18 protein-coding genes are annotated in these 19,191 nt (G+C 72.4%); 7 read left to right on the forward strand and 11 right to left on the reverse strand.

What is annotated here, in order from left to right; all coding sequences use genetic code 11:
• Positions 1-85: 85 nt before the first annotated feature.
• From pstC to pstB, 3 genes are read left to right on the forward strand one after another with little or no spacing between them, the layout of a single operon-like run.
• Positions 86-1,033 (forward strand): phosphate ABC transporter permease subunit PstC, encoded by a 948-nt coding sequence (gene pstC / locus AC4OR8_RS06590; RefSeq protein WP_492164736.1) that lies wholly within the window; start codon positions 86-88, stop codon positions 1,031-1,033.
• 4 nt (positions 1,034-1,037) lie between these two features.
• Positions 1,038-2,123, forward strand: a complete 1,086-nt coding sequence (gene pstA / locus AC4OR8_RS06595; protein ID WP_492164737.1) for a phosphate ABC transporter permease PstA — start codon at positions 1,038-1,040, stop codon at positions 2,121-2,123.
• 29 nt (positions 2,124-2,152) lie between these two features.
• On the forward strand, positions 2,153-2,932 hold the full coding sequence (gene pstB / locus AC4OR8_RS06600) for a phosphate ABC transporter ATP-binding protein PstB (protein ID WP_492164738.1): 780 nt from the start codon (positions 2,153-2,155) through the stop codon (positions 2,930-2,932).
• 28 nt (positions 2,933-2,960) lie between these two features.
• On the opposite strand, the gene AC4OR8_RS06605 is transcribed toward pstB, so the two are convergent.
• The 3 genes from AC4OR8_RS06605 to AC4OR8_RS06615 all read right to left on the reverse strand — a co-directional run bounded on the left by AC4OR8_RS06605 (position 2,961) and on the right by AC4OR8_RS06615 (position 4,868).
• Entirely contained in the window at positions 2,961-3,407 is a 447-nt protein-coding gene (locus AC4OR8_RS06605; protein ID WP_492164739.1) for an arsenate-mycothiol transferase ArsC, read from the reverse strand.
• Between the two features lie 68 nt (positions 3,408-3,475).
• On the reverse strand, positions 3,476-4,135 hold the full coding sequence (locus AC4OR8_RS06610) for an arsenate reductase ArsC (RefSeq protein ID WP_492164740.1): 660 nt from the start codon (positions 4,133-4,135) through the stop codon (positions 3,476-3,478).
• A gap of 43 nt (positions 4,136-4,178) precedes the next feature.
• Positions 4,179-4,868, reverse strand: coding sequence for an arsenate-mycothiol transferase ArsC (locus AC4OR8_RS06615; RefSeq protein ID WP_492164741.1), 690 nt, complete (start codon positions 4,866-4,868; stop codon positions 4,179-4,181).
• 45 nt (positions 4,869-4,913) lie between these two features.
• Here AC4OR8_RS06615 and AC4OR8_RS06620 point away from each other — a divergent pair, with 45 nt between their 5' ends.
• Positions 4,914-5,648 carry an aquaporin gene (locus AC4OR8_RS06620; protein WP_492164742.1) on the forward strand — a complete coding sequence of 245 codons (735 nt, stop codon included), beginning with the start codon at positions 4,914-4,916 and terminating at the stop codon, positions 5,646-5,648.
• Here the strand turns inward: AC4OR8_RS06620 and AC4OR8_RS06625 are convergent.
• Positions 5,627-6,826: an ArsO family NAD(P)H-dependent flavin-containing monooxygenase gene (locus AC4OR8_RS06625; protein WP_492164743.1), complete on the reverse strand. Its 1,200-nt coding sequence runs from the start codon at positions 6,824-6,826 to the stop codon at positions 5,627-5,629. The two genes, AC4OR8_RS06620 and AC4OR8_RS06625, sit on opposite strands and share 22 nt — an antisense overlap.
• Complete coding sequence (locus AC4OR8_RS06630) at positions 6,823-7,692, reverse strand: helix-turn-helix domain-containing GNAT family N-acetyltransferase (RefSeq protein ID WP_492164744.1); 870 nt, start codon at positions 7,690-7,692, stop codon at positions 6,823-6,825. The genes AC4OR8_RS06625 and AC4OR8_RS06630 overlap by 4 nt, the downstream gene beginning before the upstream one ends.
• 100 nt (positions 7,693-7,792) lie before the next feature.
• Here AC4OR8_RS06630 and AC4OR8_RS06635 point away from each other — a divergent pair, with 100 nt between their 5' ends.
• On the forward strand, positions 7,793-9,214 hold the full coding sequence (locus tag AC4OR8_RS06635; protein ID WP_492164745.1) for an FAD-dependent oxidoreductase: 1,422 nt from the start codon (positions 7,793-7,795) through the stop codon (positions 9,212-9,214).
• A gap of 27 nt (positions 9,215-9,241) precedes the next feature.
• Here AC4OR8_RS06635 and AC4OR8_RS06640 read toward each other — a convergent pair whose 3' ends face one another.
• The 5 genes from AC4OR8_RS06640 to AC4OR8_RS06660 all read right to left on the reverse strand — a co-directional run bounded on the left by AC4OR8_RS06640 (position 9,242) and on the right by AC4OR8_RS06660 (position 16,417).
• Positions 9,242-10,927, reverse strand: a complete 1,686-nt coding sequence (locus AC4OR8_RS06640; RefSeq protein ID WP_492164746.1) for a ribonuclease J — start codon at positions 10,925-10,927, stop codon at positions 9,242-9,244.
• Positions 10,928-10,991: 64 nt separating this feature from the next.
• Entirely contained in the window at positions 10,992-12,569 is a 1,578-nt protein-coding gene (locus AC4OR8_RS06645; RefSeq protein ID WP_492164747.1) for a peptide chain release factor 3, read from the reverse strand.
• Positions 12,566-13,570 carry an inorganic phosphate transporter gene (locus tag AC4OR8_RS06650; RefSeq protein WP_492164748.1) on the reverse strand — a complete coding sequence of 335 codons (1,005 nt, stop codon included), beginning with the start codon at positions 13,568-13,570 and terminating at the stop codon, positions 12,566-12,568. Before AC4OR8_RS06650 ends, AC4OR8_RS06645 begins: the two co-directional genes overlap by 4 nt.
• Positions 13,571-13,577: 7 nt before the next feature.
• A complete protein-coding gene (locus AC4OR8_RS06655; protein WP_492164749.1) occupies positions 13,578-14,195 on the reverse strand; it encodes a DUF47 domain-containing protein in 618 nt (205 codons plus the stop codon).
• Positions 14,196-14,263: 68 nt separating this feature from the next.
• The gene (locus AC4OR8_RS06660; protein ID WP_492164750.1) at positions 14,264-16,417 is read right to left on the reverse strand and encodes an RNA degradosome polyphosphate kinase; all 2,154 of its coding nucleotides are present in this window, start codon (positions 16,415-16,417) and stop codon (positions 14,264-14,266) included.
• A gap of 83 nt (positions 16,418-16,500) precedes the next feature.
• On the opposite strand from AC4OR8_RS06660, the gene AC4OR8_RS06665 reads away from it, so the two are divergent.
• Entirely contained in the window at positions 16,501-17,364 is an 864-nt protein-coding gene (locus AC4OR8_RS06665) for a glycoside hydrolase family 16 protein (RefSeq protein WP_492164751.1), read from the forward strand.
• Between the two features lie 10 nt (positions 17,365-17,374).
• Positions 17,375-18,442 carry an alpha/beta hydrolase gene (locus AC4OR8_RS06670; protein ID WP_492164752.1) on the forward strand — a complete coding sequence of 356 codons (1,068 nt, stop codon included), beginning with the start codon at positions 17,375-17,377 and terminating at the stop codon, positions 18,440-18,442.
• On the opposite strand, the gene AC4OR8_RS06675 is transcribed toward AC4OR8_RS06670, so the two are convergent.
• Positions 18,433-18,885: a hypothetical protein gene (locus AC4OR8_RS06675; RefSeq protein ID WP_492164753.1), complete on the reverse strand. Its 453-nt coding sequence runs from the start codon at positions 18,883-18,885 to the stop codon at positions 18,433-18,435. The two genes, AC4OR8_RS06670 and AC4OR8_RS06675, sit on opposite strands and share 10 nt — an antisense overlap.
• Between the last annotated feature and the right edge of the window lie 306 nt (positions 18,886-19,191).

Genomic DNA, 19,191 nt, shown 5'->3' on the forward strand with positions numbered 1-19,191 from the left:
ATGAGCGGCCCGGACCCCCGACCCGCGCAGGCAGCACGCGCAGCACGACCCTGAGCACGAAGATCCACCCAGGAAGAGGGACCAGGTGACCACCACCAGCACCGAGCCGGACGTGCCCACAGGGCTCGACGGCGCCGACGTCAGCCGCCGCGGCGACGCGGTCTTCGCCGGCATCGCCAAGGCCGCCGGCCTGCTCATCATGGTCGCGCTCGCGGGCGTGGCGCTGTTCCTCGTCCTGCAGAGCATCCCGGCCCTCTCGGCCAGCGGCGACCAGGCCTACGGCAAGGACAACATCGTCCTCTACGTCTGGCCGCTGCTCTTCGGCACGGCACTGGCCGCGATCATCGCGCTGGTGATCGCCACGCCGCTCGCGATCGGCGTCGCGCTGGTGATCTCCCACTACGCGCCGCGCCGCGTGGCCCGCTTCATCGGCTACGCCATCGACCTGCTCGCCGCGGTGCCCAGCGTCGTCTACGGCCTGTGGGGTCGCGAGACGCTGCAGAGCTGGGTCTTCCCGATCTACGAGTGGCTGGCCGACAACCTCAGCTTCATCCCGCTCTTCGCCGGCCCGGTGACGACCGGTCGCACCATCCTCACCGCCGGGATCGTGCTGGCCGTGATGGCGCTGCCGATCATCACCGCCCTGTGCCGCGAGGTGTTCTCGCAGACCCCGCGGATGCACGAGGAGGCCGCGCTGGCCCTCGGGGCCACCCGCTGGGAGATGATCAAGATGACGGTGTTCCCGTACTCGCGCTCCGGCGTGACCTCGGCGGTGCTGCTCGGCCTGGGCCGCGCGCTCGGCGAGACCATGGCGGTCGCGATGGTGCTGGCCGCCTCCGGGATCATCACGGTCAACCTGATCTCGTCGCAGAACCCCTCGACGATCGCGGCGAGCATCGCGCTGAACTACACCAACGCCTCCGGCATCAAGACCAACGTCCTCATCTTCGGCGGGCTCGTGCTCTTCGTCGTGACCTTCGCCGTCAACTTCCTCGGTCGCTGGCTCGCTGCCCGCGGCCAGGCCAAGGGGTGACCCCGTGACCGACCTCCAGACCCGTCCCGCCCCCGCTCCCGGCGGCGACAGCATCTCGCTCTCGCGACCGCAGCTGCCCTCGTGGGCGCCGTTCGTGGCGATGGCGGTGGCCTTCGGCCTCGCCGCCCTCGCCGGCCTGCTCCTCGGGTGGGGGATCGCCGCCGTCGTCGTCGTCGGCTGGCTGATCCTCGTCGTCGCCCTGCCCGTCTGGTCGACGGCCGTCGAGGGATCCCGCAAGGGTGTCGACCGCCTCGTCACCACGATCGTGTGGAGCGCCTTCGCCATCGCGATGATGCCGCTGGTGGCGGTGATCTTCGAGGTGGTCAGCCGTGGCGCCCCGGCCCTGTCGATGGAGTTCCTCACCTTCTCCCAGGACGGCGTGCTCGGCGAGGGCGGCGGTATCTACCACGCCATCATGGGCACCCTGATCATCACTGCGCTGGCCACCCTGATCTCGGTGCCGGTCGGTGTGATGGCCGCGATCTACCTGATCGAGTACGGCAAGGGCAACCGGCTCGCCCGGATCCTGACCTTCCTGGTCGACGTGATGACCGGCATCCCCTCGATCGTGGCGGGCCTGTTCGCCCTCGCGCTGTTCACGCTCCTCTTCGGCCCCGGCACCCGGATGGGCATCGGCGGCTCGATCGCGCTGTCGGTGCTGATGATCCCGATCGTCGTGCGCGCCACCGAGGAGATGCTCAAGCTGGTGCCCGACGAGCTGCGCGAGGCGTCGTACGCCCTCGGTGTGCCGAAGTGGCGCACGATCACCAAGGTGGTGCTGCCCACCGCGGTCGGCGGCATCGTCACCGGCGTCATGCTCGCGGTGGCCCGGGTCGCCGGCGAGACCGCGCCGCTGCTGCTCATCGTCGGCACGCTGCGCTCGACCAACTTCAACCCCTTCGAGGGGAGCATGGCCACCCTGCCGGTCCTCATCTTCTCCGAGGCCACTCGCGGTGGGCTGGCCGACTACGTACCGTTCCAGGTGGAGCGGGCGTGGGGTGCTGCCCTCGTGCTCATCATCATCGTGATGGCGCTCAACGTCATCGCACGCGTCGTCGGCAGCATCTTCGCCCCCAAGACCGGCCGCTGACCGCGGCACCCTGAGAGGACCCCCACGTCATGGCCAAGAGCATCGACGTCTCCGACCTGGACATCTACTACGGCGACTTCCTCGCCGTCCAGGGCGTCAACATGTCCATCAAGGCGCGGGCGGTGACCGCGCTGATCGGACCCTCGGGCTGCGGCAAGTCGACCTTCCTGCGCTCGCTGAACCGCATGCACGAGGTCATCCCGGGCGCCCGCGCCGAGGGCAAGGTCGTCGTCGACGGCCAGTCGCTCTACGACGCCTCCGTCGACCCGGTGGCCGTGCGCCGCCAGATCGGCATGGTCTTCCAGCGGCCCAACCCGTTCCCCACGATGTCGATCTACGACAACGTGCTGGCCGGCAACCGCCTCAACGCCAAGCGGATGAAGAAGTCGGAGTCCGACGCGATCGTCGAGCGCTCGCTCAAGGGCGCCAACCTCTGGAACGAGGTCAAGGACCGCCTGTCGAAGCCCGGCATGGGGCTCTCGGGCGGCCAGCAGCAGCGGCTGTGCATCGCGCGCGCCATCGCGGTGGAGCCGCAGGTGCTGCTGATGGACGAGCCCTGCTCGGCCCTCGACCCGATCTCGACCTCGGCCGTGGAGGACCTGATCCACGAGCTCAAGGCCGACTACACGATCGTCATCGTGACCCACAACATGCAGCAGGCCGCCCGCGTCTCCGACGAGACCGGCTTCTTCAACCTGAAGGCCACCGGCGAGCCCGGCCACCTGGTGGAGTTCAACCCCACCAAGAAGATGTTCACCAACCCCGACATGGAGTCGACGGAGTCCTACATCTCCGGCCGCTTCGGCTGAGCCGACAGCTCCCGTCGGGCCCGCGTCGTCAGGCCAGCACCGAGGCGGGCAGGGCGACGCCCGGCACCAGGTCGGCGACCAGCGCCCGCACGCGGGCGTCGAGGTCGGCGACGATCGTGCGCACGACGGCGTCGTCCTGGCCCTTGGGGTCCTCGACCGGCCAGTCGACGTAGCGCACCCCCGGCACGTACGGGCACTCCTCGCCGCAGCCGAGGGTGATGGCCACGTCGCTGGCCGCGATCATCTCGCGGGTCAGCGCCTTCGGGGTCTCGCGCGAGGTGTCGAGGCCGAGCTCCTCGAGCACCCGGGCCACCTCGGGGTGCACGTGGTCGCCGGGCTCGGTGCCGGCCGAGAGCGCCACGACGGCGTCGCCGGCGTAGTGCTCGGTGAGCAGGCGGGAGATCACCGAGCGGCCGCCGTTCTTGCGGCAGGCGAAGACGACCTGGGGCGGGGTGGTGGTCACGGGCGTGGTCACAGCAGATGTTCCTTCTGTCGTCGTGGATCGGTGGGGTCTGGCGGGCGCGCGCTCAGTCAGCGTGCGGGTCAGCGTGCGACGGGGAGGTCGAGCTGGTCGACGAGGGTGAGCACGCGCCGCTCGACGGCGTCGCGGACGGCGCGCACGGTGTTGAGGTCGGCGCCGTCGGGGTCGTCGAGCTCCCACTCCTCGTACGTCTTGCCCGGGAAGATCGGGCAGGCGTCGCCGCAGCCCATCGACACCACGACGTCGGCGGCGCGCACCACCTCGTCGGTCCACGGCTTCGGGTACTCGTCAGAGATGTCGATGCCGCGCTCGGCCATGGCGGTGATCGCGACCGGGTTGACCAGGTCGCCGGGCTCCGAGCCGCCCGACCACGCGACGGCGCGGTCGCCGGCATGGTGCTGGAAGAACCCCAGCGCCATCTGCGAGCGCCCCGCGTTGTGCACGCAGAGGAACAGCACGGTGGGCACGCCGTCGTCGTGGGCGCCCTCGACCTTGGCCAGGGCCTGCAGCCGCTGGCGGGCGAACCGCTCGGCGAGCAGCGGCAGGAACCCCGGCACGGTGGCGCGCCCGGCGAACTCGTCGTAGGAGCTGGTGAGGAACCGCTCGATGGTCTCGGCACCGTAGGTGCCGGAGAACTCGGCGGCGAGGCGCACCGCGGAGGCGCGCAGGGCGGCGTGCTGATCCAGGCTCAGCGGCCCGGTGGAGGTGGTCGGTGTGGTCATCACGGCTCGTCTCGGGTGGAGTGGTGGGTGCTGTCGGTGCGGGTCAGGCGCCGGTGAGGGCGGTCAGGCCACCGATGCGGCGGTCGAGGTCGGCCACGGCGTCGTCGTAGGCGCCCGGGGTGTCGACGGCGACGGGGTCGGGCACCGCCCAGTGCACGGCGTCGCGCCCGCCGAGCTCCTCGTGGGCGTTGTCGCAGACGGTGACCACCAGGTCGCCGTCGCGCACGACGTCGTCGAGGTGGCGCGGGGTGTCGTCGACCAGGCGCAGTCCGTGGCGCCGCGCTGCCGCCCGCGCGCCGGGCGCGATCGCGGCGGCGGGGTGGGTGCCGGCGGAGGCGACCGGGAGGTCGCTGCTGCGGCGCCAGATGGCCGTGGCGAGCTGGGACCGGGCGCTGTTGGCGGTGCAGACGAAGACGACCCGGCGCGGGCTCCCCACCGGGCGTGCGACGGCGCCGACGGCGTCGAGCCCGCCGGGCACCAGGGTCACGTAGCTGCGGCGCCGGTCGCCCTCGGAGCGCCGGCGGGCCACGATGCCGGCGTCCTCGAGCACCTTGAGGTGGTGGGCCAGCAGGGCCGACGACAGCGCCAGCGCCGCCTGCAGCTCGGAGGGAGCCGCGTCGCCGACGTGGAGGAGGTCGACGACCGCGAGCCGCGCGGGGTCGGCCAGCGCGGCGTGCTTCGCGACCCGCGGGTCGGTCCCGGGGTCCGTCGTGGTCGATCGCTCAGTGGTCATTGAGTCAAGTTTGACTGAGTGACCGTGGTTCGTCAAGATGTGCCCGTGAGCCACACCGACACCGCCCTGGGCGCCCCCGCCGACGAGACGCCGCTGGTCGCCCCGCTGCACCGACAGCTGGTCGCCGAGCTGCTCGGCACCGCCCTGCTGGTCGCGGTGGTGGTGGGCTCGGGCATCGCGGCGGCGTCGCTCTCCCCGGACGACGTCGGCCTGCAGCTGCTCGAGAACAGCCTGGTCACCGCGCTCGGCCTCGTGGTGCTGATCCTGGCCTTCGGGCCGGTCTCGGGGGCGCACTTCAACCCGGTGGTCACGCTGGTCTCCTGGGTCGCCGACCGGCGCGACGGCGTCACGGCCATGTCGCTGGCGAGCGTCGGGGCGTACGTCGTCGTGCAGTGCCTCGGCGCGGTGGCGGGCGCGGTGCTGGCCAACGTGATGTTCGAGGTGCCGACCGAGCTGGCCACCAACGAGCGGGCGTCGGGCGCCCACCTGGTCGCCGAGGTCGTGGCCACCGCGGGGCTGGTGCTGGTGATCTTCACGCTGACCCGCACCGGGCGCGGTGTGCTGGCCGCCCCGGCGGTCGCGTCCTACATCGGCGCGGCGTACTGGTTCACCAGCTCCACGTCGTTCGCCAACCCCGCGGTGACCGTGGGCCGGATGTTCTCCGACACCTTCGCCGGCATCGCGCCGTCGTCGGTGCCGGCGTTCGTCGCCGTCCAGGTCGTCGGCGGGCTGCTCGGCCTGGCCGTGGTGCTGTACCTCTACCCGCGCCGCGAGGACTGAGCGGGCGCCGTCGTCCGGGCGGCTCCCTGGGCGGCCACCTGGGCGGCGACGGCGTCGGCGGTGTCGCGCGCGGGGCGGTTGACCCCGATCAGGGTGGCCGAGGCCGGGGCGCACCAGTCGCCGTAGCCGAGGAAGAACACCCGGGGGTCGTCGGCGGCCACCGTCGCGGTGCCGCCCGCGCCCGCGGAGCGGGTGCGGGGGTGCCCGTCCGAGGTGGTCAGGCCCAGCGGCCGCAGGTGGTGCAGCGCGGGGCGGAAGCCGGTGCACCAGACCACGACGTCGAAGTCCTTCTCGGTGCCGTCGTCCCACGCCGCGCCGGTGGCGGTCAGGCGGTGGGGCATCGCCACGGCACGCAGCCCCCGCCGGTCGCGGGCCTCCCGCACGTCGGGCACCGCCACGATGTCGCCGAGGCCACCGACGCCGGCCGCTCCGCCACCGTCCTCGCCCGCGGCACGCTCGCGGACCGCCTGTGACGCCACCTCGAACAGCACCCGGCCGTCCACGTCGTCGGGCAGGAACCGGGGCGGCGTACGGGTGGCCCAGGTGACCTGCGCGTCGGTGCGCAGCACCAGGTCGGCGGTGACCTGGGCGCCGGAGTTGCCGCCGCCCACGACGAGCACCCGCTGCCCGGCCAGCGCGGCCGACGACCGGTGGTCGGCGACGTGCAGCTGGCGGCCGCCGAACGACGCGGCGCCCGGCACCCGCGGCCAGAACGGCCGGCGCCACGTGCCCGTCGCGCTCACCACCACCCGCGCCCGCCACGTCGTCCCGGTCTCGGTGGCGACCTCGAGCCGGCCACCCGCTCCCGGCCCGGGGTCGCGCACCGCCACCACCCGGTGGGGGCGCTCGACGGGCAGGTCGTAGCGCCGTTCGTAGGCCTGCAGGTACGCCGCCACGTGCGCGGCCGTCGGGGTGCCGTCGTGGGGCCACGGCGGCATCGGCCACCCGGCCAGCGAGCTGTGACCGGCGGGGGAGAAGAGCGTGAGTCCCTCCCAGTAGTCGACCCACGCGCCGCCGCCGGTCCCGCGGTCGTCGAGGACGACGTACGACAGCGGCGGCCCCTCCTCGCGCCGGTTCGACCGCTGCAGGTGGAAGCCGAGCGCCAGCCCGGACTGCCCCGCGCCGACGACGCAGACGTCCACCTCCTGGGCGGGACCACCGGGGCCGGTGGGGGTCACCCGTCGGCGGCGTCGTCGCGCCGGCGCTCGAGCAGGACCGTGTCGCGCCACTCACCGTCGAGCCGGGCGATGCGCGAGCGCACGGCCAGCGTGCGGTAGCCCGCGGAGTGGTGCAGGGCGATCGAGGCGCGGTTCTCGGGGAAGACCGACGTCTGCAGGGTCCACAGGTCGCCGGCGTCGGCCTCGGTCACCTGGCGCCACAGCAGGGCCCGGCCGACCCCGCGGCCACGCGCCGCCTCGGTGACGTAGACCGACGACTCACCGACCCCGGCGTAGCACGCCCGGGTCGAGACCGGGCCGGTCGCCGTCCAGCCGACCACCCGGGGCTCGCCCGCCACCTCGGCCTCGGCCACCCAGCGGTGTCCGGGGAGCCAGCGCTCGGCCAGCGACGCCACGTCGGGCACTTCGGTCTCGAAGGTCGCCAGGCGGGTCGCGATGCCCTCGGCGTAGATGTCGCGCACGACGGGGAGGTCGGCGTCGGTCATCGCGCGCGTGGACACGTCGACCGGCAGGTCCTCGGGGCAGCACGGCCGCTCGGCGAGCGTGCCCATGACCACGTCGGCGGCGTGGGGGAGGCCGGTGCAGCACGCCGGGTTGACGCTGACGTACTTGCTCGTGCCGACGCGGTCGACGCTGACGAACCCGAGGTCGGCGAGCCGCTGCACGTGGTGGGTGGTGGTCGGCTGGCTGATCCCGAGCTCGGTGGCCAGGTCGCCGACGCGCAGGTGGCCCGACGGCGCCGTCGACACGGCGTGCAGCAGCCGCACCCGCGTCGGGTCGGCCAGGGTCGCGAACCAGGTCGCGTAGGTCTGCGCGTCCTCCCGCCCGAGTCGTGCGGGCGCCCGGTCGAGGGTGGGTGGGGTCATGTGGCGAGCATACTTCGACGTCCGCCTATGAAGTCCTTGCGTCGTGGGCTGCTCCGCTCTACGGTCTTCGATATAGACAGTCGTCGATGAAGGGAACCTCATGAGCACCGTCGTCAGCACCCCGGTCGAGAGCCCCGCCGTCCAGGTCCGCGCGGCCGCCCGGCACCCGGTGGTCGTCGTGGGCGCCGGTCCGATCGGCCTGGCCGCCGCCGCGCACGCCTGGTCCCGTGGCCTGCCCACCGTCGTCCTCGAGGCCGGGCCGTCGGCCGCCGCCAGCGTGCGGGAGTGGGGCCACGTGCGCCTGTTCTCGCCCTGGTCGGAGCTCGTCGACCCGGCCGCGGAGAAGCTGCTGACCGACACCGGGTGGGTCGGTCCCGACCCCACCGGGACGCCCACGGGCGCGGAGTGGGTGGAGCGCTACCTGGCGCCGCTCGCAGCCGCGCTGGCCGGGGCAGGCGCTGACGTCCGCTACGGCCACCGGGTCGTGGGGGTGGCCCGGCACGGTCGCGACCGCCTGGTGGCCGTGGGCCGGGAGGCGCTGCCGCTCCTGCTCCACGTCGAGGGCGCCGGTGGCGTGGTGGTGCCGCGCGACCAGGCCCGGGTGGTCGCGCGTGCGGTGGTGGACGCCTCCGGCACCTGGGGCGCGCCCAACCCGCTCGGTGGTGACGGCTACCCCGCGCTCGGGGAGACCGAGCACGCCGACCGCCTGACCTACGGCATCCCCGACCTCGACGACGCGGCTGTCGCTGGTCGCTACGCCGGTCGCCACGTCGCGGTGGCCGGGTCGGGGGCCTCGGCCCACCACGTGCTGGTGCGGCTCGCCGCCCTCGCCGAGCAGCACCCCGGCACCCGGGTGACCTGGCTGGTGCGTCGCCCCGGGGCCGACCACGCCTTCGGTGGGGGCGACGACGACGAGCTCGCCGCCCGCGGCGCGCTCGGCGCCGCCGCCCGGCGTGCGGTGAGCGGCGGACCGGTGCAGGTGGTCACCTCCTTCCGCACCGCCGCGGTGGACGCCGACGACGACGGACGGCTCACGCTCACCTCCTTCCCGGACCTGACCGACGCCACCGGCCCCACGGGCCCGTCCCACACGGAGCCGCTCACGAAGCCGCTCACGGTGAGCGGGGTCGACCAGGTGGTCGTGGTGAGCGGGTTCCGCCCCGACCACAGCTGGCTCGACCAGGTGCAGCTCGACCTCGACGCCGAGCTGGGCGCCCCGACGGCGCTGGCCGGCGAGATCCACCCGGCCCACCACTCCTGCGGCAGCGTGAGCCCCCACGGCGCGAGCGTGCTGGCCCAGCCCGAGCCGGGCCTGTTCCTGGCAGGCACGAAGTCCTACGGCCGCGCCCCGTCGTTCCTGGCGCTGACCGGCTTCGAGCAGGTCCGCAGCATCGTGGCGGCCGTCGCCGGTGACCACGAGGCCGCGGCCCGCGTCGAGCTGGTGCTGCCCGAGACCGGCGTCTGCGGCGCACCGGCGTCGTACGACGACGGCCCCGCCCCCGCAGGCGGCTGCTGCGGGTGACGGGGCCGTCGGGTCGAGCGGTGGGGCTCAGGCGTCGATGACCACCGGGATGATCAGCGGGCTGCGACGGAAGGTCTTCTGCGCCCAGCGGCCGACCTCGCGCCCGAGCATCTGCTCGAGCTGGCGGGAGTCGCCGATGCCCTCGGCTGCCGCGCGGGCCAGCGTCTTCTCGACGACCACCACAGCGGGGTCGAAGGCACCGGCGGGGTGCTCGAAGCCGCGCACGAGGAAGTCGGGCGGGTCGGCCAGGGCGCCGGAGTCGGCGTCGACGATGGCGAGCACGGTGACCACGCCCTCCTCGGCCAGCGTGCGGCGGTCCTTCAGCGTCGCCTCGGTGACGCCGCCGACGGTGTTGGCGTCGACGTAGATGTTGCCGCAGCGCACCTTGCCGACCACGGAGGCCTTGCCGTCGACCAGGTCGACGACGACGCCGTCCTCGGCCAGCACGACGTTCTCCTTGGCGATGCCGGTGGCGACCGCGAGGTCGGCGTTGGCGCGCAGGTGGCGGTACTCGCCGTGCACGGGCATCACGTTGCGCGGCTGCACGATGTTGTAGCAGTAGACGAGCTCACCGGCGCTGGCGTGGCCCGAGACGTGCACCTTGGCGTTGCCCTTGTGGACGACGTTGGCGCCCCAGCGGGTCAGCCCGTTGATCACGTTCGAGATGGCGTTCTCGTTGCCGGGGATGACCGAGCTGGCCATCAGGATGGTGTCGCCCTCGCCGACGCGGATCTTGTGGTCGCGGTTGGCCATCCGCGACAGCGCGGCCAGCGGCTCGCCCTGCGAGCCGGTGCAGACCAGCGCCGCCTTGTGGGCGGGCAGCCGCTCGAGCTGGTCGAGCGGCACGACGAGGCCGTCGGGCACGTTGAGGTAGCCCAGCTCCTGGGCCACGCCCATGTTGCGCACCATCGAGCGGCCGACGAAGGCCACCTTGCGCCCGTGGGCGTGAGCGGCGTCCAGCACCTGCTGGATGCGGTGCACGTGGCTGGCGAAGCTGGAGACGATGACGCGGCGCGGAGCGGTACGGAAGACCTGCTCGATGGCCGGCGACAGCTCGCGCTCGGAGGTGGTGAAGCCGGGCACCTCGGCGTTGGTGGAGTCGGTGAGGAACAGGTCGACACCCTCCTCACCGAGGCGGGCGAAGCCGCGCAGGTCGGTGATCCGCTTGTCGAGGGGGAACTGGTCCATCTTGAAGTCGCCGGTGTGCAGCACGAGGCCCGCGAAGGTGCGGATCGCCACGGCCAGCGCGTCGGGGATGGAGTGGTTGACCGCGAGGAACTCCAGGTCGAACGGCGCGTACGACGTCAGGTCGCCCTCGGCGACCTCGTGGACCACCGGCTTGATCCGGTGCTCCTTGAGCTTCTCGGTGATCAGCGCCAGCGTGAGGCGCGAGCCGATGAGCGGGATGTCGGGGCGCTCGCGCAGCAGGTACGGCACGCCGCCGATGTGGTCCTCGTGACCGTGGGTGAGCACGATGCCGACGACGTGCTCGAGGCGGTCACGGATCCACTCGAAGTCGGGCAGGATCACGTCGACGCCGGGCTGGTGCTCCTCGGGGAACAGCACGCCGCAGTCGACGACCAGCAGCTTGCCGTCGTGCTCGAAGACCGTCATGTTGCGGCCGATCTCGCCGAGGCCGCCGAGCGGAACGATCCGCAGGCCCTTGCGGGGCAGGCGGGGAGGACGCTTCAGCTCGGGATGGGGGTGACTCATTGATGTCCCTTCTCGGGGTGTTGCCGGGGATCGCCGGAGCGCCCGGACCTGCCGCTGACCGGGGTCAGGTGCTGGCCGGGAGCTCCTCGATCAGGATGTCAGGGTGGTCGCGGGCCACGGTGTGGGCCCGCCACTTGTCGGGGAACAGCACGATGTGGGCACCGTCGGCACGCTCGAGGACCTCGACCTGCCGTACGCCGCCCAGCACGTCGACGTCCTCGGCGCGGGTGCGCCGGGCGATCGTGTAGCTCAGGTGGTCCATGGTGACGGGTGCGTTGAACTCGGTCTCCATCCGGGCCGCCACCACCTCGAACTGCATCGGCCCGACCGCGGCCAGCACGGGGTTCTGGTCGCCGCGCACGGTGGAGCGCAGGACCTGCACCACGCCTTCCTGGTCGAGCTGCTCGATGCCGCGCCGGAACTGCTTGTAGCGCCCCGACTCCTTGGCCCGCACGCTCATGAAGTGCTCGGGGGCGAAGGTCGGGATCGCGGGGAAGCGAACGGCGGGGCCGTCGTGCACGGTGTCACCGACGCGCAGGGCGTTGGCGTTGACCAGGCCGATGATGTCGCCGGGCAGGGCGGTCTCCACCGACGTGCGCTCGCGACCGAAGACGGCCTGGGCGTACTTGGTGGCGAAGGGCCGTCCGGTCGAGGCGTGCTTGACGACCATGCCGCGCTCGAAGAGGCCCGAGCAGACCCGGGCGTAGGCGAGCCGGTCGCGGTGGGCGGAGTCCATGCCCGACTGCACCTTGAAGACGAACGCGCTGAACGGCTCGTCGATCTCGCGGACGCCGCCGTCGTCGGTGGGGGTGGCGTGCGGCGGCGGGGCCAGCTCGACCAGCACCCGCAGCACCTGCGCCACGCCGAAGTTCTGCAGCGCGGAGGCGAACAGCACCGGGGTGGTGCGCCCGCCGAGGAACGCTTCCTGGTCGTGGTCGGCGCCGTCGGCGGAGAGCAGCTCGTGCTCCTCCTGCGCGGCGTCCCACACCTCGCCCTCCTCGGCGGCGGCCCGGGCGGCGGCGAGGTGCTCCTCGGGGGCGCGGGTGGCACCACCGGCGGTGCGCGTGTAGCGGATGAAGTCACCGGTGCGGCGGTCGAGCACGCCGCGGAAGTCGCCGGCGATGCCGACGGGCCAGGTCAGTGGCGTGGGTCGCAGGCCGATCTGCTTCTCGATGCCGTCCATCAGCTCGAGCGGGTCGAGGCCGGGGCGGTCCCACTTGTTGATCACGGTGACGACGGGGATGCCGCGCAGCGCGCACACCCGGAACAGCTTGAGCGTCTGCGGCTCGAGGCCCTTGGCGGCGTCCACGAGCATCACCGCGGAGTCGACCGCCGACAGCACGCGGTAGGTGTCCTCGGAGAAGTCGGAGTGCCCGGGGGTGTCGACCATGTTGATCACGTGGCCGTCGTGCTCGAACTGCAGCGCGGCGGAGGTGATGGAGATGCCGCGGTCGCGCTCCATCTGCATCCAGTCGGAGACGGTGCCGCTGCGTCCGGCCTTGCCGTGCACGGCGCCGGCCTGGGAGATCACCTGGGCGTGCAGCACCAGCGCCTCGGTCAGCGTCGACTTGCCGGCGTCGGGGTGGCTGATGATGGCGAAGGTGCGGCGGGGGCGGGTGTCGTCGATGGTGGGGGTCCTCACGGCAGCTGGAACAGGTAACGGCACAGGACGTACAGGCCGGCGGCGACGGCACCTGCAGCGGGGAACGTGAGCACCCACGCGGTGAGGATCGAGCGCACCACCCCCCAGCGTACGGCGGAGAAGCGTCGGGTCGCACCAGCACCCATCACGGCGGAGGTGATGGTGTGGGTCGTGGAGATCGGTGCCTCGAAGGCGAACGCCGTCGTGTAGAGGACGCCGGCGGCCACGGTCTCGGAGGCGAAGCCGCGTGCGGGGTCGAGGGCGATGATGCGACGACCCAGCGTGCGCATGATCCGCCAGCCCCCGGCGTACGTGCCGGCGGAGATGGCGGTGGCGGCGGCGATGATCACCCAGACCGGCAGGTCGTCGTCCGCGCTGGCGAAGCCGCCGGTGACCAGGGCCAGGAAGATCACGCCCATCGTCTTCTGGGCGTCCTGCAGGCCGTGGCCCAGCGCCATCGCGGCCGCCGACAGCGTCTGGGCGATGCGGAACCCGCGCATCGTGCGGTGCGGGTTGGCCCGCCGGAACGCCCACATGACGGCGACCATCAGGGCGAACGCCGCGGCGAACCCGAACAGCGGCGAGGCGAGCATCGGCAGCAGGATCTTGTCGACGATGACGTCCCACTTCACCACCGACCCCGAGGCCAGGGCGGCGCCCACCAGACCGCCGATCAGCGCGTGCGAGGACGACGACGGCAGCCCGAGGTACCAGGTGAGGAGGTTCCACACGATGGCGCCGAGCAGGCCCGACATCACGATCACCAGGCCGTGCGAGCCGCCCGTCTCCGGGGTGATCACCGAGCCCACCGTGTCGGCCACCCCCTGGCCGAGGAAGGCGCCGATGAAGTTCATCACCGCCGCCATGCCGAGGGCCACCCGCGGGGTCAGCGCCCGGGTCGACACCGAGGTGGCGACGGCGTTGGCGGCGTCGTGGAAGCCGTTCGTGTAGTCGAAGGCCAGCGCGACGACGACGACCGCGATGACGATCGCGAGGTCCATGGAGGGCTCAGGACTCCTTGACGGCGATCTGCTCGACGATGTTGGCCACCTTCTCGAAGGCGTCGATGGCGTCCTCGAGGGACTCCACGATGTCCTTGAGCTTCAGCACCTCCATCGCCTTGAACTCCCCCGAGAAGAGGTGGGCCAGGATCCGCCGGTGGTTGCGGTCGCCGAGGTTCTCCAGGCGGTTGATCTCGATCCAGTACTCGTCGAGCGACTGCAGCGAGCGCAGGCCCGGCATGGCGGCCGCGGTGATCTCCGCGCAGCGCTGCAGCACCTCGACCTGGTCGGAGAGCTGGGCGGGCAGCCGCTTCACCTCGTAGAGCAGGAGCATGTCGACGACCTCGTCCATCATGTCCATCACGTCGTCGAGGCCCGAGGCGAGGGCGTAGATGTCCTCCCGGTCGAACGGCGTGACGAACGTGGTGTTCACGCGCCGGATGATGGCGTGGGTGGTCTCGTCGGCGGCGTGCTCGGCGTCACGCATCCGCTCGGCCACCGCGCCCAGGTCGGCGGTGGTGTCCAGCGACTCGGCGAGCAGCCCGGCCCCCACCACGAGGTGCTGCGCGGCGGCGGAGAAGTCCTCGTAGAAGGCCGTCTCGACCGGGCGGAAGCGCAAACCCACGATGTACTCCTGGTGAGGCGGACATGAACCTCGACCATGCTAGGGCTTGGCCGTTCGAGGGTGGGACGTCAGGCGGGGTGCCGCCGGCGCCGCTGGCCCTCGATCAGGCACTCCTGCAGGTGCACCGACCCGGCGGTGCGCGTCCACGAGCCGTCGCTGTCGAGCACCCAGGCGTTGGTGTCGTCGTCGAAGGCCAGCGTGAGCAGCCGGTCGATCTCGTCGATGCTCTCCTGGCCGGGCAGGCGCACCAGCACCTCGACGCGGCGGTCGAGGTTGCGGTGCATCATGTCGGCCGAGCCGATCCACGCCATGGGCTCGCCGCCGTTGTCGAACCACGACACCCGGCTGTGCTCCAGGAAGCGACCCAGGATCGAGCGCACCTCGATGTTCTCGCTGAGGCCGGGCACGCCCGGGCGCAGGCTGCAGATCCCGCGCACCAGCAGCTGCACCTGCACGCCGGCCTGCGAGGCGAGGTAGAGCGCGTCGATGACGGCCTCGTCGACCACGGAGTTGGCCTTGATGCGGATCCGCGCCGGGCGGCCGGCGAGGTGGTGGGAGATCTCGCGGTGGATCTGCTCGACCAGCCCGGTGCGCACCGAGTCCGGCGCGACCAGCAGCTCGTCGTACGAGGCGTTGCGGGACCAGCCCGAGAGGTTGTTGAACAGGTGGGCGACGTCCTCGCCGATGCGCTCGTCGGTGGTGATCAGGCCGAGGTCCTCGTAGGTGCGCGAGGTCTTCGGGTTGTAGTTGCCGGTGCCGATGTGGGTGTAGCGGCGGATGCCACCGCCGCGGTGGCCCTCGTCGCGCACGACCATCGCCAGCTTGCAGTGGGTCTTCAGCCCGACCAGGCCGTAGACGACGTGGCAGCCGGCCTGCTCGAGCTTGCGCGCCCAGCGGATGTTGGCCGACTCGTCGAAGCGGGCCTTGATCTCCACGATCACCAGGACCTGCTTGCCGGCCTCGGCGGCGTCGATCAGGGCGTCGATGATGGGGGAGTCGCCCGAGGTGCGGTAGAGCGTCTGCTTGATCGCCAGCACGTGCGGGTCGGCCGCGGCCTGCTCGATGAAGCGCTGCACCGAGGTGGCGAACGAGTCGTAGGGGTGGTGCAGCAGCACGTCGTGGCGGCGGGCGGCCTTGAACACGTCGACCGGTGCGGCCGACTCCACCTCGGCCAGCCGGCTGTGGGTGGTCGGCACGAACGCGGGGTACTTCAGCTCCTCGCGGGCGATGTCGGCGATGCCGTGCAGGCCGCGCAGGTCGAGCGGGCCGGGCAGGTGGAAGACCTCGTCCTCCTGCACGCCGAGCTCCTCCTTGAGCAGCTCGAGGACGCCGGGCGCGATCGACTCCTCGACCTCGAGGCGCACCGGCGGGCCGAAGCGGCGGCGCAGCAGCTCCTTCTCGAGGGCGGCCAGCAGGTTCTCGGCGTCGTCCTCCTCGACCTCCAGGTCCTCGTTGCGGGTGACCCGGAAGGTGTGCACCTCCAGCACGTCCATGCCCGGGAAGAGCCGCTTGAGGTGCTCGCGGATGACGTCCTCGAGCGGGACGAAGCGCTGGTTGCCCAGCGGGACGAAGCGGCTGAAGATCGGCGGCACCTTGACCCGCGCGAAGTGCTCCTTGCCGGTCTTCGGGTTCTGGATCAGCACGGCGAGGTTGAGCGAGAGCCCGGAGATGTAGGGGAACGGGTGGGCCGGGTCGACTGCCAGCGGCGTCAGCACCGGGAAGATCCGGTCCTTGAACATCCGCTTGCACTGCTTCTGCTCCTCGCGGTCGAGGTCGTCCCAGCGCACCAGCTCGATGCCCTGGTCGGTGAGCGCCGGCACGATCTCCTCGCTGAACAGGCGCGCCTGGCGCTCGCTCAGCTCGCGGGTGGTGGTCCAGATCTGCTGCAGCACGTCGCGCGGCATCAGCCCGCTGGCCGCGCGCACCGCGAGCCCGGCGGCGATGCGGCGCTTGAGCCCGGCCACGCGGACCATGAAGAACTCGTCGAGGTTGCTGGTGAAGATGGCCAGGAAGCGCACCCGCTCCAGCAGCGGCAGCTCGCGGTCCTCGGCCAGCTCGAGCACGCGCTGGTTGAAGTGCAGCCAGCTCAGCTCGCGGTCGAGGAAGCGGTCGTCGTACTTCTCGACGGCGGCGAGCGCGTCGCCGTCGGGCACGTACGGCGGCTCGACGTCGAACGGCTCCTCGGGGGCGGCGTCGTGGCTCTCGACGATCTCGGCAGACATGGCTGGAGTGTGTCAGCAGTCGGTGAACGGCAGATGACTCCCACGACCACGCGGACGCCGGGGTGGCTGGTTCACTGGTCGGCGTGGCGAGACGTCGACGTACCTCCCTGGCGGGCTGCCTGCTGGTGGCGTCGGTGGGCGCCGCGTGCGGGCCCGGCAGCGCGGGTGGTGCCGATGGCGCCGAGGGCGGGGACGAGGCCGCGGAGGGGCCGGCGCTGGTGTGGGCCGACGAGTTCGACGGTGCGGCCGGCGCGCCGCCCGACCCCGCCAGCTGGGGGCACGAGACCTACGGCCACGGCTCCGGCAACGGCGAGCTGCAGTGCTACACCGACGCGCCCGGCAACGTCGCCACCGACGGCGAGGGCCACCTGGTGATCAGCGCGCTGCAGGCGCCGGGCCACGTCTGCGCCGACGGCGTGGTCAACGACTACACCTCGGCGCGGATCACCACCGAGGGCGACCACGCCTGGCAGTACGGCCGGCTCGAGGTGCGCGCGCAGGTGCCCGGCGGCGTCGGCACGTGGCCGGCGTTCTGGGCGCTCGGCGCCGACGAGCCGGAGGTGGGCTGGCCCCAGGCCGGCGAGATCGACGTCATGGAGCACGTCGGGCAGAGCCCGACCGTCGTGCAGGGGGCCGTGCACGGGCCCACCGAGACGGGGGAGCACTGGTACGTCGCGCGCCAGCACGACGCCGGGGCCCCCCTGAGCGACGGGTTCCACACCTACGCCGTGGCGTGGGGCCCCGGCGGGATGGAGTGGGAGCTCGACGGCGAGCCGTACGGCGGCATCTCCCGCGAGGAGGCCGAGACGCAGGGAGTCTGGGTCTACGACCAGCCCTTCTACCTGCTGCTCAACCTGGCCGTCGGCGGCGACCTGGGCGGGCCGGTGGCCCCCGAGACCGTGTTCCCCCAGCGGTACGTCGTCGACTACGTGCGGGTCTACCAGTAGTTTGCTACCCGTGAGTAACGCATCGCGCCTGCAGTCCGTGTCCCATGCCGTGCAGAAGGCCGCCCTGGTCGGGGCGATGGCCCTGCCGGAGCCCGTGCAGCGCCGGCTCGCGGGTCGGCCCGTCGTGCTCGACGGGCAGGTGCTGGCCACCGACACCCAGTTGATGCTGCGCCTGCAGCGGCTGTCGGGCGAGGCGCCGATCGAGACGCTGGCCTTCGACGTCGGGCGCGAGCAGGCCCGGCTGCAGACGGCGATGGCCGGGGGCCGCCAGCCGGTCGGTGAGGTGCGCGACCTGAGCGTGGCGGGCCTGCCGGCGCGGCTGTACACCCCGCGCACGCGGGCGGCCGCGCTCGCTCCGCAGCCGCCGGCGCCGCTGCTGGTGTTCTTCCACGGCGGTGGGTTCTTCTTCGGTGACCTCGACACCCACGACGCCACCTGCCGCGTCCTCGCCGAGCGGGGCGACGCGCTGGTGCTGGCCGTCGACTACCGGCTCGCCCCGGAGCACCGCTTCCCGGCGGCGTACGACGACGCGGTGTCGGCGTACCGCTGGGTGGTCGAGCACCTCGACGAGCTCGGCGCCGACCGCGACCGGCTCGCCGTGGGCGGCGACTCCGCGGGGGGCAACCTGGCGGCGGGGGTGGCGATCGAGGCGGCCCGGGCAGGCCTGCCGTGCGCGTTCCAGCTGCTGGTCTACCCGACGACCGACGCCACCCGCGACACCGAGAGCCTGCGGCTGTTCGGCGAGGGGTTCTACCTGAGCGCGGCGTTCATGGAGCTGGCCACCACCTCCTACACAGCCGTGGGCACGGACCTGCGCGACCCGCGCCTGTCGCCGCTGTTCGCCGACCTCCCGGCCGGGCTGGCGCCGGCGTACGTCGCCACCGCGGGCTTCGACCCGCTGCGCGACGAGGGCGAGGCCTACGCGCGCAAGCTGAGCGACGCGGGGGTGCGGGTGGAGGTGAAGCGGTTCCCCGACCAGATCCACAGCTTCTTCAACATCGTGGGGGTCGGCCGCTCGTCGCGCGCCGCCGTCGCCGAGATCGCCGACCGGCTGCGCGCGGGTCTGGGTCAGCGGTAGTCGACGAGCTGGTTGGTCACCTCCGTCACCGTGAGGTCGACGGGGGTGCTGGTGATGTCGACGGTGCCGGGGACGGGTTGCCAGGGGCCGCCGTCGACGCGGTAGTCGGCGGTGTAGACGGTGGTGACCCGGGGCTGCACGGCGCCCTGGCTGAGGTAGGTGTGGGTGAGGTCGAGGTCGGGGTAAGGCGCCCCGGGCTCGGTGGTCGTCGTGGTGGTGCCGTCGCCGAAGGTCCAGACGAACTGGCTGGGGGTGATGTCGAGGTCGATGGTGCGGCCGAGCAGGGTCACGGTCTCCGTGAACGGCTGGGCCGCGGTGTAGAAGTTGGTCTCGAAGTTGACCAGGGTGCGCCCGCCGGGTGGTTGGACGGCGAGGTCGGGCACCGGCAGCGGGACCTGCTCGAGCGCGCGCAGCACCATGCCGGGAGTGATCGTGGCGAGCACGGGCGCCGCGGCAGCGGCTCCTGGTGGTGCTTCTGTCGTCACCGACTCTGCGCAGTTCGAGCCCAAGGGGACTGGTGTGCCTGCCGTCGGAATGAATGTCGTGAACGTCTGCACACTGCCGTCGGCACACGTCGCTGGTTCGGCGCAGGTCTGACTGCCGCCAAGAGCGCACACGTTGACGACCTCATAGGTCCCGCTTGGAGCCTCGTTCGCGAAGCTAGGCGCACCCTGAGGCGTCGTGGGGTGGGTACTGGCCACGGACGAACCGGGCGACGAGGTCGAGGGCGCCGACGAGTGGGACTCAAC

This window comes from Nocardioides sp. FY1077 (genome assembly GCF_058681775.1).